Genomic DNA, 14428 nt, shown 5'->3' on the forward strand with positions numbered 1-14428 from the left:
GTGCCAGGGCTTCGTTTATCAACGGCAGCCGAGCCGACTAAAGCGAGCGGGGAAAGGTATGCAGGAGGAAGTAAAGGGTTTTCGAATTCGTATCACAGGGATAGTTCAAGGGGTCGGGTTTCGGCCCCACGTGTACCGTCTGGCCTGTGAAAACGGCATAACAGGGTGGGTCCTAAATTCTTCTAACGGGGTATTGATCGAGGCGGAAGGGCGTTCCGAGTCTCTTCGTGATTTTGCACGCAGACTGGTCGCAGAACCACCGCCTTTGGCGGTTATCAAGACCTGCGAGGTCGAGGAGATAGATGCGCAAGGCTTTGCCAGCTTTACCATCAGGCATAGTCAAAATGAATCGGAGAAAGCGGTCATGATATCGCCCGACATTGCTGTCTGCCCGGACTGCAAGAGGGAAGTAACGGACCCCGAAGACCGTAGGTACCGATACCCTTTTACGAACTGTACTAACTGCGGCCCTCGTTTCACTATCATCAAAGACGTGCCTTACGACCGGGATAAAACTACGATGGCTCCGTTTCCCATGTGCGAAGACTGCCGCCGGGAATACGAAGACCCGAGACACCGGCGTTTTCATGCCCAGCCTAACGCTTGTCCGGTGTGCGGGCCCAAGCTCTGGGTTTGGGATGCCGATGGCCAGGAGGTCGACGAGGAACCGATTGAACTCTTAAAGAGGGGGTATATAGTGGCGGTAAAGGGGCTGGGAGGGTTCCACCTGGCCGCCGATGCTAAGAATCGCGATGCGGTTAGGAGCCTAAGGCACCGCAAGAAGCGAGAGGCCAAACCTTTCGCGGTGATGGCCAGGGACATTGAAGCGGCCCGCCGGTACTGCCACATAAACCCAGTCGAAGAGCAGTGGTTAACTTCGCCTGCGGCTCCCATTGTCATACTGGAGAGGAACTGGGACGGGCTTTTGCCTGACGAGCTGATTCATCCCGGCATAGACACCATAGGGGTTATGCTGCCGTATACCCCCCTTCACTACCTGCTGTTCGACGGCGAGTTGGACCTTTTGATAATGACCAGCGCGAACATCACAGACGAACCCTTGATTATCGATAATAGCGAGGCCCTGTTCAAGCTGCGGGGGGTAGCCGACTATTTTATCGTGCACGACCGGGAGATCTATAACCCTTGCGACGATTCGGTGATGAGGGTTACGCCCATAGGGACTCCCCAGTTCGTGCGCCGGGCCCGCGGCTTTGTACCGCGGGGAATAAAACTGCCGGGTGAAACCCGTCCGGTGTTGGCGCTCGGTGGTGAACTGAAGAATACGTTCTGCATGACCAGAGGGGACGAGGCGTTTTTGAGCCAGCACTGGGGGGACTTGAATAATTATTCCAACTGGGTTAAGTTTGTTGAGGGCATACCGCGCTTTAAAAGAATGCTGGCGGTTGAACCGGAGGTTATCGCCCATGATATGCATCCCGATTACCAGACCACGATTTGGGCTCTGAAACAGGAGGGGGTTGAAAGGGTTGCCATACAGCACCACTACGCGCATCTGGCCTCCTGCATGGCTGAGAACGGCCTGGAAGGTGAGGCCTTGGGCTTGGTTTGTGACGGAACCGGCTGGGGGACTGATGGTGCCATTTGGGGTTTCGAATTTCTGAAAGGAGACCGCCGTTCTTTCACCCGCCTCGGCCACTTGCGCTACGTTCCTTTGCCTGGCGGGGATGCGACGAGTAAACGACCGTACCGGATGGCTCTGGTTTACCTGCTGGAGGCTTTGGGCGACCAGGGCTGCGAGATGGCGAGACGGTACTTGCCTGCCGTGACAGAGGAAGAGATAGAGATTTTGGGTCATCAGGTGCGAAAAAGAGGTAATGTCATGAGGACCTCGTCTTGCGGGCGTCTATTCGATGCGGTTTCGGCTTTTCTGGGGGTTTGCTACGTAAACCGGTACGAAGGACAGGCTGCGGTGGAATTGGAAGCTGTTGCCGATACCAAAGCAACAGGGTGTTATCCGTATTTTCTTGAGAGGCAGGACGGGGTTTGGCAGCTAGATGTTCTTCCAATGTGGGCAGAAATGATGAAAGACCGGGAGAACGGGAAAGATTCCAGGGAGATGGCCATGAAATTCCACTTGACCTTGGTTGCTGCGATGACCGATGCTTTGAATAGGATGAGAGATGATATCGGCCTGGAGCAGGTAGTGTTGAGCGGCGGGGTTTTTCACAATCAGATATTATTGGAAAAGGTGTCGGAGCAGTTGAGGGAGCAAGGTTTCCAAGTTTACCAACATACCCAGGTTCCACCCGGGGATGGGGGCATATCCCTGGGGCAGGCCTACGTTGCGAGCGAGGTGAAACGATAGTGTGTTTAGGCGTTCCAGGAAGGGTAGAAGAAATACTGGAGAACGATAGGGCGAGGGTCGATGTGAGCGGGAACTCGCTGGAAATCAGCATCAGGCTTACCCCCGAGGTGAAGGTGGGTCAGTATGTGCTTATTCACGCGGGGTTTGCCATGCAGATAGTAGACGAAGCCTGGGCTAAGGAAACCCTGGGCCTACTGGAGGAGCTTCGGCAATATGCGCAACTCTAAGGAATACGCTGAACGTTTGTTAGCAGACATAAAAAGAGAGAAACGTGAAGTCTCATTGATGGAGGTGTGTGGTACTCATACCGTGGCCATTGCCAGAAGTGGGCTGAGAAGCCTGGTCCCTCCTAACCTGAAGCTGCTTTCAGGTCCGGGCTGTCCGGTGTGTGTCACCGCCCAATCTGACATCGATGCTGTTATCGAACTGGCGCGACGACCAGGGGTCATACTGGTCACTTTCGGTGATATGATGAGGGTTCCGGGGTCGGAAAGTTCCTTGCAGGAGGAGAAGGCACGAGGGGCAGACGTGCGGGTGGTGTACTCTCCCTCGGACGCCCTGGAGATCGCCCGCCAGAACCCGGAACGGGAAACGGTGTTTCTGGGCATAGGTTTTGAAACCACAGCTCCGGCCGTAGCCCTGACCATCGAGCAGGCGGCTGCGTCTGGTTTGGCCAACTTTTCTGTTTGGTCGCTGCACAAGCTGGTGGGGCCAGCCTTGGACGCGGTTTTTTCCGACGAGTCGGTTAAAGTCGACGGGCTCATCTGTCCAGGACACGTTTCGGCCGTAACCGGAGTAAAGCCGTACGAGCCGGTCGTCTCCCGTTACCACAAGCCTTGCGTGATAACCGGATTCGAAACCTTGGATATCCTGGAGGGTATATGGCTGCTTTTGCGCCAGTTAAACCAGGGGGTAGCGGAGATCGAGATACAGTACCGGCGAATCGTGCGGCCGGAGGGTAACCCGCTAGCCCAGGCGGCCATCGAACGCGTGTTCACTGCAACGGATGCTAGCTGGCGGGGCTTAGGGATCATACCGGCCAGCGGTCTTGCGATCAGGGAAGAATACGGGGCATGGGATGCGCAGCGCAGATTCGACATTCCTGAGGGAAAAGAGCGGATCATTAAAGGATGCAGGTGCGGGGATGTATTACGCGGTGTGATCACGCCCTATGAGTGTCCGTTGTTCGGCCAGGCCTGCACCCCAGTCAAGCCGGTGGGACCTTGCATGGTTTCACAGGAAGGGGCTTGTGCCGCGTATTATCGCTACGGCCGCAGCCACAGATTGTAAGACGCAGATTAACGCCGATTTCATAAATCTGCGTTAATCTGCGTCAAAAATCGATTGGAGGGAGGAGTGTTAGCCAGCTCGCTCCAAGACTCCTCGCCTGCAACACATCGGCTCTCTTCGGTGCGAAGCGGACCGCTCGGGATTCGGCATCCATGCACTCAGTCCCTCGCTGCTCGAAACCTCCTGTTTCTCGCTCCGCTTCGCAGCCCTCAGTTTCGCCGTGTGTTGCAACGGCTCGTCATACGTCGCTTCGCCCGGCTAACACTCCTCCACAGTCGCATTTTCGTTCTCTAGTGGTGACTCGGATAAGAGTCATAAAGGTCTGCGTCAAAGAAGAGGTGAAGTAGCTGGAAGATGAGAACGCGAAAGATTTTGCTAGGACACGGAAGCGGGGGAAGGATGACCCAAGAACTCGTTAACAGCGTGTTTAAGAAGACGTGGGCTAACCCGTATCTCGACCAGATGCTGGATGGGGCGATTTTGGAGGTCGGTAGTCAACGCATAGCCATGACCACGGACTCCTTCGTAATAACCCCTCTGTTCTTTCCGGGGGGAGACATCGGAAAACTGTCGGTTTACGGAACGGTTAACGATCTGGTTGCGTGCGGGGCGCGGCCATTGTACGTGTCCGCGGGATTAATCATTGAAGAAGGATTCGGGGTGGAGGAGTTGGAGAAAATAGCTGCTTCCATGAGCAAAGCTGCTCTTGAGGCAGGGGTACAGTTGGTGACGGGCGATACCAAAGTAGTGGAGAAAGGGAAGGCAGATGGTATTTTCATCAACACGACCGGGATAGGAATAATAAGAACCGAAGTGGATTACCGGCCGGATCGTATTAAGCCCGGTGATGCGGTTATCGTTACGGGGAAGGTAGGAGAACACGGTTTAGCTGTGCTCGCTCAGCGGGAGGGCTTGAGTTTTTCCACCCCGGTAACCAGCGATTGCCAGCCACTGCACCGCGTGGGTGAATTGCTGGCCCGGTATGGCCAAGAGGTGAGGTGCATGCGCGATCCCACTCGGGGAGGGGTAGCCACGGTTTTAAATGAGTTGGCTCAGCAGTCAGGGACGGGGTTCATTGTCAGAGAAGAGGATATTCCGCTCGATCCGGTTGTGCAGGGAGCATGTGAAATGTTAGGGCTGGACGCGCTCTACCTAGCCAACGAGGGAAAAATGGTTGTGGTGGTTGCCAAAGACGCGGCGCAGGCTATAGTGGAAGACCTGCGCCAGCTCCCCGAAAGCAGGGATAGCGCAGTTATCGGGTATGTGAAGGATGAGGTGCCGGGACTGGTTTTATTGGAAACTGAGCTCGGAGCTCACCGTATATTGAATATGTTGGAAAGCGACCAACTCCCACGGATCTGCTAGCCTGATGCAGGTTCCAATTAGATAAAGTAAATCCTAATAGTGTATTAATCTGCATCGAGTCTCCGCGAAATTCGCAAGCACTTGGGCCTTCTAGCGGTAACCTGGCCGAATATCGCGGGGTTTGTTATTTAATTTTTCCAAAATATTCCCTCTCTAAGACAAGCACGTTTTCGACCAGAGCCCCATAGGATGTATAGCCCGAAAATTTTGGAGGTGGGATAATGACCATCCTGGGGTGGGCTCTGGCTATATTTTCTTTAACGAAGGGCATGTTGATGCTCTTTTCTTATCTCAATAACCTGGTTTTTCCCCACCCGCTAAGCGAGGAAGAGGAAAGGATTTATTTAGAAAAGACCAGGGAAGGAGATGAGGAGGCAAAGCACATCCTCATAGAGCACAATTTGCGCCTCGTAGCCCACGTGATCAAGAAGTTCGAGGGCACAGGGGAGGACACGGAAGACCTCATCTCTATTGGAACCATCGGTCTTATCAAAGCCATCAACACTTTCGACTATGCGAGGGGGACCCGGCTCGCTACTTATGCAGCCCGTTGTATTGAAAACGAGGTGCTGATGTGGTTTCGTAATAGCAGGAAAGTTAAGCAGGAAGTTTCTATTTATGAGCCTATAGGATATGATAAGGAAGGGAACGAGATTACATTCCTGGATATCTTGACTACGGACAACGAGATAGTCGATGTTGTAGAAACCAGGCTACAGGAAGAAAAGATAAGGCAGAAATTGGGGGCCTTGAGCAAGCGGGAGCGCCAGGTTATCGAAATGCGCTACGGGTTGTTTTCAGGCCTCAAAGCTACCCAACGTGAAATAGCCAGAAAACTAGGAATTTCTCGCTCCTATGTTTCGCGTATAGAAAAACGAGCCTTAAAAAAGCTCATACGGGAAATTAACCTGGATGTTCTTTCAGTTTAGTTCTCAACTCTTAAATAATAGAGGGAGGAGCCGGTGTTTAAGATATTGCACCCAGATATGTGTGTAAATTCGGTTTTAGACATTCCGGTGGAAGAGCTGCGACAGAACCGTATAACCTCGTTTATTTTGGATCTTGACAACACCATGACGGAATGGAACAGCAACGAGGTAAGGCCAGAGATTATAGCCTGGGTGGATAAGCTTAAGGAAACGGGTGGCAAGGCTTGTATAGTCTCTAACAATAAGGAAAGCAGGGTGAAGGCTGTAGCTCATATTTTGGACATTCCGTACGTTTGCCGTGCCGGGAAGCCTCTGCGGCGGGCTTTTCGGAGGGCTCTGGAGCAAGTAGGTTCTCTACCTGAGGAGACTTCAGTAGTGGGGGATCAGGTGTTTACAGATGTCTTGGGAGGAAACTTGATGGGGATGCTAACCATACTAGTGTCTCCCCTCAACCCGCGGGAGTTCTTCGGTACGAGGATTTTCCTAAGAAACTTGGAAAGGTTAGTAAGGAGACCAAAGATGAAAATAGAAAGCCGTACTCTCTAACCATGCAATGCCGCGACTGCTGAGAGTCGATACGTTGACAGGCGAATCGAGACTCCGTGGTTCCATCCGGCACTAAGCGGCCTGGGTGTGGTGGTTTACTGGTTTTTTCGGTGTTGAAGCATGACGGATTGATGGTAGTCTATTAAGAGGTGGAACGTTTATAATGCAGGTTAAGGCTGACACAAGGGTGCTAGGGATAATCGGAAATCCTCTCGGTCACTCGCTTTCTCCGCAGATGCATAACCGGGCTCTCGAGCACCTCAGGCTGAACTACGTTTATGTGCCTTTCGTGGTGGACAACCATGCTCTGAAAGAGGCGGTCGATGGCATACGGGCCCTCGGGATCGATGGAGTCAACGTCACCATCCCCTTCAAAGAAGCTGTCATCGGGTACCTCGATGATTTATCAGAAGAAGCGCGGTGGTGTGGGGCCGCTAATGTTGTCAAAAACTGTGGAGGGAAGCTGGTCGGGTACAACACCGATGGAGCCGGCTTTATGGCTTCATTACAGGAGCAAGGGGTGTTGCCGGGTGGACAGAGGGTGGTGGTTTTAGGAGCCGGGGGTGCAGCTAGGGCTATTACTTACCACCTGGTTCAAGCTGAAGTCGAGTCGCTGGTGTTGATAAATCGGAGCGTAGACCGGGCCGAGGCTCTGGCCGGGGAGTTAGAGGGCATCGGTGACGTTCCCGTTAAGGCAGTCGGCTGGGAAAGGGCTTGCCTCCAAGAGGCGATTGAGGAGGCCGATCTGTTGATCAATACCACCTCTATCGGGATGTACCCTTGGATCCGAGAAATGCCGCCTCTAGACCCCGAGTGGTTCCATCCGGGATTGGTTGTGTGCGACATCGTGTATAATCCGATTCAGACCCGGTTGCTGATGGAGGCGTCTATGCGGGGGCTTAAGACTGTAAACGGGGTAGGCATGTTTGTTCATCAAGGCGCTTTGGCTTTCCAGCTGCTAACCGGCGTTGCGGCTCCTTTGGAAGTAATGCGCGAGGTGGTCATCCATTTACTCACCGAGGGTAATGCAGAGGGGTAGGATAAGGACAACGGTCAGGGGTTTTACTTTACTGGAACTTGGGGTCGTTCTGGCAATTATCGGGGTTCTGGTACTGATAGCCGTTCCCAAGTTTAGCGTCCTTTCGGATTACATAAAACTAAGAAAAGATGCAATCGAAATATCCAGACAGCTGCGGTTGGCCCGTCACCGGGCAGTGGCAACCATGCAATCGAACCAGGTTCGCTTTTACCCCGACTACCAGTATTACCGGGTCTACCAGCCTACTACCAAGACCTACATGTTGAGTTCAGGGGTCAGATTTCTCTATGTCAGTTTTCCCAAGGACCCTCGGGGTTGGATTATGTGCCAGTTCAGTCCCTTGGGAGTTCCTACAGCAGGGGGTACGGTGGCTTTGGAGAACCGCCGTGGTCAGCGCTTGTACGTGGTGGTCAATCCCGTGGTGGGCCGGGTTCGGCTGTCTTCTACGCCTCCGGTGGAGTGAGTTAGTGGGTGGTTGGAGTTGTCTCGGTTATTGCGATGAGAGAAATGGGAAGTTTTTATCTATATTGTTATGTATAGTAATCTGCGTTAATCAGCGTCTAATCTTGCTAAATAAAGGCGGTGCTGGGGGTGTCCTTGGTATTTGATCTGATGTTCATATTTTTTGCTCGGATCATCGACGTTTCTTTGGGAACGGTGCGCATGATCCTTACTATTCGCGGAGAACGGTACCTGGCAGCTGGTATCGGGTTTTTCGAAATAATGGTATATGTAGTGGCTTTGGGCAAGGTGATTAACAGCCTGCATGAACCTCCCCGGCTTATTGCCTACTGTTTAGGTTTTGCCAGCGGCGTTTTAGTGGGTATTGTCATAGAGGAAAGACTGGCGCTCGGCTACAGGGGGCTACAGGTTATAACCGATTACAACAATGATAGGTTGGTTGAATACCTGCGAGACCAGGGGTTTGGAGTCACGACATGGGAAGGAAGCGGTCGTGAGGGCCCCAAACTGGTTATTAACATTTTTGTGAAACGAAATCTTGCCCAACAGGTGTCAGAGAAAATAGAAGAGGTAGACCCGAACGCGTTTATAGTTTTCATGGAGCCCAAGTATTTTCGAGGTGGATACATAAAGAAGTAGGGAGGCAGCGGTCATGCTAAGGTTTTTAACTGCGGGAGAATCTCATGGACCGGCTTTGGGGGGCATAATAGATGGGCTTCCTGCCGGTCTGGAAATAAACGAAGATTATATTAACCGCCAGTTATCCCGCCGGCAAAAAGGGCACGGGCGGGGCAAACGGATGGCTATCGAGACCGATACAGTGAAGATTCTTTCTGGGGTTAGGCATGGCAAGACGCTGGGAAGCCCCGTTTTTTTGATTGTTGAAAACCGGGATTATTCTAATTGGCAGCAGATCATGTCAGCTTCCGGACCGGGGACCGGAGAAAGGCAAGTATTCAGGCCTCGCCCCGGGCACGCGGACCTGGCCGGTGGGATGAAATACGGCCATGAGGACTTGCGGAATGTACTAGAAAGGGCCAGCGCCAGGGAGACGGCCATGCGGGTGGCAGTTGGGGCTGTTTGTCGCCGGCTTTTGGAAGAGCTGAACATCATGATCTACAGCCAGGTAGTGGCCATCGGTCAGGTGAGGGCAGAATCGATGCCGGTCGACCACGAGAGCTTGCCGCAATTGATGGAGAAAATCGATGCTTCCCCCGTTCACTGTTATGATGAGGAAGCGGCAGCGGCCATGATGGCCGAGATAGACACGGCCCGTGTCCGGGGAGAGTCACTCGGAGGCTGTTTCGAGATAGGGGCGCTGAATATTCCGCCGGGCTTGGGCAGTTATACCCAGTGGGACCGGAGGTTGGACAGCCGCTTAGCAGGAGGACTAATGAGTATCCCGGCAGTTAAGGCGGTTGAGGTAGGAGATGGGGTGGCGGCTGCCGGGAGGTTTGGTTCCCAAGTTCACGATCAGATCTACTATGAAGCTGAAGGAGGTATTAGACGTTCTACCAATCGAGCAGGGGGCATTGAGGGCGGGGTAAGCAACGGGGAAACGGTTTGGGTCCGGTGTTATATGAAACCCATACCGACTCTGTACAATCCTTTGACTAGCGTCAACATACGTACCTGGCAGGAGGAACAAGCGCAGGTGGAGAGGTCCGATATCTGTGCGGTTCCGGCAGCTGCGGTTATCGGGGAGGCGGTAGCAGCATGGGTCATAGCTGGGGTTCTCTTGGAGAAGTTCGGCGGTGATACCATGCAAGAAATCAAGACCAGCTACAAGCGTTATCTTGAATACTTGAGAAGGGTTTGGAAATGGGAAAGAACATCGTTTTAATCGGGTTCATGGGAACCGGCAAGTCGACCATCGGGCAACGCCTAGCCCGCAAGCTGGGAATGATTTTCGTCGATACGGATCGCGAAATCGAAAAGATTACAGGTATGACAGTGGCCGAGATTTTCAGAAAACACGGAGAAAAACGTTTTCGTTCCGAAGAGAAACTGCTGGCTCACAAACTTGCCCAAAGAGAAGGCCTCATCATATCCTGCGGCGGGGGCATGCCTTTAGATCCGGAGAACATGAAGGTGTTGGGAGAGAACGGGGTGATCATAGGCTTAAAAGCAAGTCCCGAAGACGTGTTCAGGAGGGTGATGAGAAAACGGCATCACCGTCCCCTCATCGATCGTGAACTGACCTTGGAGCGTTTGCGGGCGATGATGGCAGAGAGGGAGAAATATTATCAGTGTGCTCACATTACGGTGGACACCAGTACCCACGGCATCGAAGAACTAGTTCATAAGATAATCCTGAATCTGAAGGAGTTTTGTTATGGCAAAGGTTAGTGTTAACTTAGGAGCGAGAAGCTATGACATCCACATCGGGGCAAACCTGTTAGAGCAAAGCGGGCAGATCATAAAAGAGGGAGCTCGAAGCGAGAACCTGTTCTTGGTCAGCAACCCGACCGTTTTTTCACTTTATGGAGCGGCCGTAATAAAAAGCTGCGAAGACTCGGGGCTGAAGGTGGTAGCAACACTGATCCCGGACGGAGAGGAATACAAGACTATGGGTCAAGCCGAAGAAGTAATCGGCGAAGCCATCCGCCGGGGAATTGACCGGGAAAGCCTGTTGGTGGCACTGGGTGGCGGGGTAGTAGGAGATCTGGCCGGTTTCGTGGCTGCGGTGTACCAAAGAGGCATAGATTTTGTCCAGATACCCACTACTTTGTTGGCTCAGGTCGATAGCAGCGTCGGGGGTAAAGTGGCAGTCAACCACCAGGCCGGCAAAAACATGATCGGCGCCTTCCACCAGCCGAGAACGGTCATCGTGGATGTGCATACCCTTGCTTCTCTGTCCGAGCGGGAGTTTGCGGCGGGGATGGCTGAAGTGGTTAAATACGGGATCATACTCGATGAAAGTTTCTTTGTTTTTTTGGAAAACCGTCTTTCTGATATCAAAGACCGAGACGAACAGGTTATGGAATCCATAGTCAAGCGCTGCTGTGAACTGAAGGCCATGGTGGTAGAGGAGGACGAGACCGAACGGGGGCTAAGGGCCGTCCTTAACTTAGGTCATACTTTCGGCCATGCGGTTGAGACTTTGACGGGATACAGTGCATACCGGCACGGCGAGGCGGTTTCCATCGGCATGATACTGGCTTGTTCTCTTGCCCGAGATCTGGGGCTGATGGGGGCAGGAGAGGTTGAAAGGGTTACCGGTATGCTGGTGGAGTTGGGGCTGCCGGTGAAGTTACCCCAACTCGATTCCCGTTCGATTTTGAACGCCATGTACCGTGACAAGAAAACCCGGGGCGGAAAACTGCGGTTGGTCTTGCCCTGCGGAATCGGTCGTGCAGTAGTAAGGGATGACATAGACGACGAACTTATACTGAAGGTGCTCTGTAATCAAAGTCAAGCCACAGATGCACACTGATTGTCACCGATTTCCACTGATTTTTTAAGAATTAATCTTCTGAGCACGCCTGCGATCGCAGAATAAGGTGCGATTTCGTATCCAGATACGTGACTGAGCTTGGTTAATTGGCACCAGGGTATTTATGGTTGGGCGTACTTGGGACGCGAACAGCACCGATCTAGGAGTAAAACGCCTGGAGCATCCGTGTCCATCAGTCAGAATCTGTGTGAATCTGTGGTTATATATCAACGAATATCAGTGTTTATCAGTGAAAATCTGTGTAAATCTGTGGTTACAAATCGGCTGCGGGACTGGTATAATATTCCTAGACTGTGAGGAGAAAGGTGTCATGCAGGTCCGCAGAACTTTGGGTGACGTACTAAGGGAAGCGGGAATGATCACGGCCAGTCAGCTCGTTTCCAGTTTGAAGGAACAGAACAAGACCGGCGAACCCTTGTCAACAATCCTGATAAGAAAAGGTTATGTTACGGAACAGGAAATTGTGGATACTTTAACCGCGACATTGGGCATTCCTACCACCCGTTTAGATCCCCGCATGGTAGAGGCTGAAGCGATGGGGATGTTGCCCTCCTACCTGATTTGGCATTATCAAATCCTTCCTTTAACGCGCCAAGGTCAACATTTGACTCTAGCCATGGTAGATCCCCTGGATGAAAAGGCTATAGAAGAGGTCCAGAATGCTACGGGCTTGGAAGTAGTTCCAGTGGTAGTTAGGCAGAGCGATTTGACCTGGGCGGCAGGACAGTGCGTGTTCTCCAGTTCCAGCAGGATGAGGCGAGAAGAAGCGCGTTTGGATGAGACTTCAGTCGTACGGGTTCTCGATTCGCTTTTTGTTCAAGCCTTTCAGTGTCGGGCCAGTGACATTCATATTCAGCCTGAGGTTGAAGCGATAAGGATAAGGTTTAGAGTAGACGGTTCGCTCTTCGACGTTTTACACTTGCCCGTTAGCATGGGCCCGGGCTTGGTCTCCCGCATCAAGGTTATGGCCAATCTAGACATTTCGGAAAAGCGCTTGCCCCAGGATGGACGGATCAAGTTAGAAATCGAGAGGCACAGTATTGACCTTCGGGTGGCTGTTATTCCAACCGTATACGGTGAACAAGTGGTATTGCGGGTTTTAGACCAGACCCGCGGAATACTCGATATTGAAGGGCTGAGGTTAGAAAGCTCGAACTTTGAACGTTTCATGTCTCTACTCGCTTGTCCCCACGGCATCTTGCTGGTTACCGGACCGACCGGGAGCGGAAAGACCACTACGCTCTATACGATGCTTCGTTTCCTCAACTCTCCAGACCGCTGCATAATAACCCTTGAGGACCCGGTCGAGTACTCTTTGGCGGGAATTACCCAAATTCAGATGAACCCGCGGATCGGGCTAACTTTTTCCGATGGTCTCAGGGCGGTGTTTCGTCAGGACCCGGACATCATCATGGTGGGGGAAATAAGGGACACCGAAACTGCGCACCTCGCGGTTCAGGCGGCAATGACCGGTCACCTGGTACTGTCAACCCTCCATACCAACACCGCCGTAGGCAGCATAACGAGATTGTTGGACATGGGAATAGAGCCATACCTCATTTGTTCTTCCTTGAGAGGGGTTGTGGCCCAGAGGCTGGTGCGGATGATTTGTTCTCTGTGTGCCGAAGAATACCTCTTGGATGAGTTTACTGCGGTCAGGATCGGCATGCCGGAATTGACAGGAAAGCGGTTTCGTCGGGGACGCGGTTGTCACTCTTGCCGCATGACCGGTTATCAAGGTAGGGTGGCAGTGCAGGAGGTGCTGGTCTTAAACCACGACTTGCGGGGTATGGTTATGAGTGATTCGTTTACAGAGGAGGAGATGGAGACTGCTGCCCGGGAACAAGGAATGACAACCCTGCTGGAAGATGGTATAAGGAAGGCGCGAGAAGGGTTGACCAGCTTGGATGAGGTCATGAGGGTGGTTTACCTTGGAAATTGAACACAGGAAAACCGCGTTGGGATGCAGGTCGGGTCGCGGTAAGACCGGGTGCAGGTTTTCGCGAGACCAAGGGGCAGTTCTTGTGGTTACACTGGTCCTGGTTTTAGTCCTTCTGGTTCTGGGAAGCGCGGTTACCAACATCGTGTTTTGTGAAAAAATGATGGCTAGCTATCACTTGGCCTCGCAACAGGCTTTAATGTTGGCTGATAGTGGGATAGAGAGAGCACGAGCTGGGTTGGCCCGCGACGTTTCAGCCATATTGACCGAGCACAGTTTTGGCATGCAATTAGGCCAAGGTACGGTTTCGGTTGTAATTACCGCTCCTAACGGAAACGGTATGATAGAAGCACGCTCCCAGGCTGTCCTGAATAACGGGGCCAAAAAAACTATGACTGCGGAATTCGGTATTAGCCCTTATGTGGGGCTCTCAGCCAAACGGGTTGCTGTATCCGGAAGCGGTCTTTGTACCGTGCAGGGAAATGCCGCCGTTCAACAGGCGGAAGGAATGTACCAGCAGGTAGGAAACAGATACACGGGATTCGCGGTTTTGCACATCGACATAAACACTTTCAAGCAACTAGCTCAGATGTGCCCTGACGAGTGGCAGGTTTATTCTGGGCCCAAGGTATTGACAGCGGATGATTTTGCATTTTGCAGCAACGTTCTAGTTAACGGTGACGTGATCCTGGACAACAGTATAAGGGCGTGTCCTGAAGGTAGTTTATTGGTTTCGACCGGATCGGTTACTGTTTGCCCAGCACAGGAAGAAGGGAACAGCACTTTCGGTTTGAGTATCATCTGTGCCCGAGATTTGTCAATCTCGGCTAACCAAGACGCGGTTTTGATCCCTAGCGGTTATCTCCATTCAAACACAAAGATAGCTTTTGACGTGGGAACCGCAGAGGGACCGCTGACCTTTGACGGCGTGATCGCGGCCGATGAAGTAACGGTCAACACCAACGGTGAGTTTGTTATCAGGGAGGAAAGAAGCGTTTTGTTGGCTAACGAAGTCTTAAAAGACACTGTACTCGGAAGCATGGTATCGTACCAGGAGGTCGCTGTATAGGGT

General features: G+C 52.4%; 14 protein-coding genes. All 14 read left to right on the forward strand.

Going from position 1 to position 14428, the window contains the following annotated elements; translation table 11 throughout:
* Nucleotides 1-58: 58 nt before the first annotated feature.
* Nucleotides 59-2329 carry a carbamoyltransferase HypF gene (gene hypF / locus SLIP_RS01885; protein WP_041432605.1) on the forward strand — a complete coding sequence of 757 codons (2271 nt, stop codon included), beginning with the start codon at nt 59-61 and terminating at the stop codon, nt 2327-2329.
* Nucleotides 2329-2556, forward strand: coding sequence for a HypC/HybG/HupF family hydrogenase formation chaperone (locus tag SLIP_RS01890; protein WP_013174576.1), 228 nt, complete (start codon nt 2329-2331; stop codon nt 2554-2556). Before hypF ends, SLIP_RS01890 begins: the two co-directional genes overlap by 1 nt.
* Nucleotides 2543-3619, forward strand: a complete 1077-nt coding sequence (hypD, locus tag SLIP_RS01895; RefSeq protein ID WP_013174577.1) for a hydrogenase formation protein HypD — start codon at nt 2543-2545, stop codon at nt 3617-3619. The genes SLIP_RS01890 and hypD overlap by 14 nt, the downstream gene beginning before the upstream one ends.
* Before the next feature lie 354 nt (nt 3620-3973).
* Nucleotides 3974-4984 carry a hydrogenase expression/formation protein HypE gene (gene hypE, locus SLIP_RS01900; protein ID WP_013174578.1) on the forward strand — a complete coding sequence of 337 codons (1011 nt, stop codon included), beginning with the start codon at nt 3974-3976 and terminating at the stop codon, nt 4982-4984.
* 221 nt (nt 4985-5205) lie between these two features.
* Nucleotides 5206-5913 carry an RNA polymerase sporulation sigma factor SigK gene (gene sigK, locus SLIP_RS01905; RefSeq protein WP_013174579.1) on the forward strand — a complete coding sequence of 236 codons (708 nt, stop codon included), beginning with the start codon at nt 5206-5208 and terminating at the stop codon, nt 5911-5913.
* Between the two features lie 33 nt (nt 5914-5946).
* A complete protein-coding gene (locus tag SLIP_RS01910; protein WP_013174580.1) occupies nt 5947-6459 on the forward strand; it encodes a YqeG family HAD IIIA-type phosphatase in 513 nt (170 codons plus the stop codon).
* Between the two features lie 163 nt (nt 6460-6622).
* On the forward strand, nt 6623-7498 hold the full coding sequence (locus tag SLIP_RS01915) for a shikimate dehydrogenase (RefSeq protein ID WP_013174581.1): 876 nt from the start codon (nt 6623-6625) through the stop codon (nt 7496-7498).
* The gene (locus tag SLIP_RS01920) at nt 7485-7961 is read left to right on the forward strand and encodes a pilus assembly FimT family protein (protein WP_013174582.1); all 477 of its coding nucleotides are present in this window, start codon (nt 7485-7487) and stop codon (nt 7959-7961) included. The genes SLIP_RS01915 and SLIP_RS01920 overlap by 14 nt, the downstream gene beginning before the upstream one ends.
* Nucleotides 7962-8089: 128 nt before the next feature.
* Complete coding sequence (locus SLIP_RS01925; protein ID WP_013174583.1) at nt 8090-8599, forward strand: DUF2179 domain-containing protein; 510 nt, start codon at nt 8090-8092, stop codon at nt 8597-8599.
* A gap of 13 nt (nt 8600-8612) precedes the next feature.
* Complete coding sequence (gene aroC, locus SLIP_RS01930; protein WP_013174584.1) at nt 8613-9803, forward strand: chorismate synthase; 1191 nt, start codon at nt 8613-8615, stop codon at nt 9801-9803.
* Nucleotides 9782-10309 carry a shikimate kinase gene (locus SLIP_RS01935; RefSeq protein WP_013174585.1) on the forward strand — a complete coding sequence of 176 codons (528 nt, stop codon included), beginning with the start codon at nt 9782-9784 and terminating at the stop codon, nt 10307-10309. Before aroC ends, SLIP_RS01935 begins: the two co-directional genes overlap by 22 nt.
* Nucleotides 10296-11396, forward strand: a complete 1101-nt coding sequence (gene aroB, locus SLIP_RS01940) for a 3-dehydroquinate synthase (RefSeq protein WP_013174586.1) — start codon at nt 10296-10298, stop codon at nt 11394-11396. The genes SLIP_RS01935 and aroB overlap by 14 nt, the downstream gene beginning before the upstream one ends.
* A gap of 331 nt (nt 11397-11727) precedes the next feature.
* Entirely contained in the window at nt 11728-13359 is a 1632-nt protein-coding gene (locus SLIP_RS01945; protein ID WP_041432612.1) for a GspE/PulE family protein, read from the forward strand.
* On the forward strand, nt 13349-14425 hold the full coding sequence (locus tag SLIP_RS01950) for a PilX N-terminal domain-containing pilus assembly protein (protein ID WP_013174588.1): 1077 nt from the start codon (nt 13349-13351) through the stop codon (nt 14423-14425). The genes SLIP_RS01945 and SLIP_RS01950 overlap by 11 nt, the downstream gene beginning before the upstream one ends.
* Nucleotides 14426-14428 lie beyond the last annotated feature (3 nt).

This window comes from Syntrophothermus lipocalidus DSM 12680, assembly GCF_000092405.1.
Taxonomy (GTDB): Bacteria; Bacillota; Syntrophomonadia; order Syntrophomonadales; family Syntrophothermaceae; genus Syntrophothermus; species Syntrophothermus lipocalidus.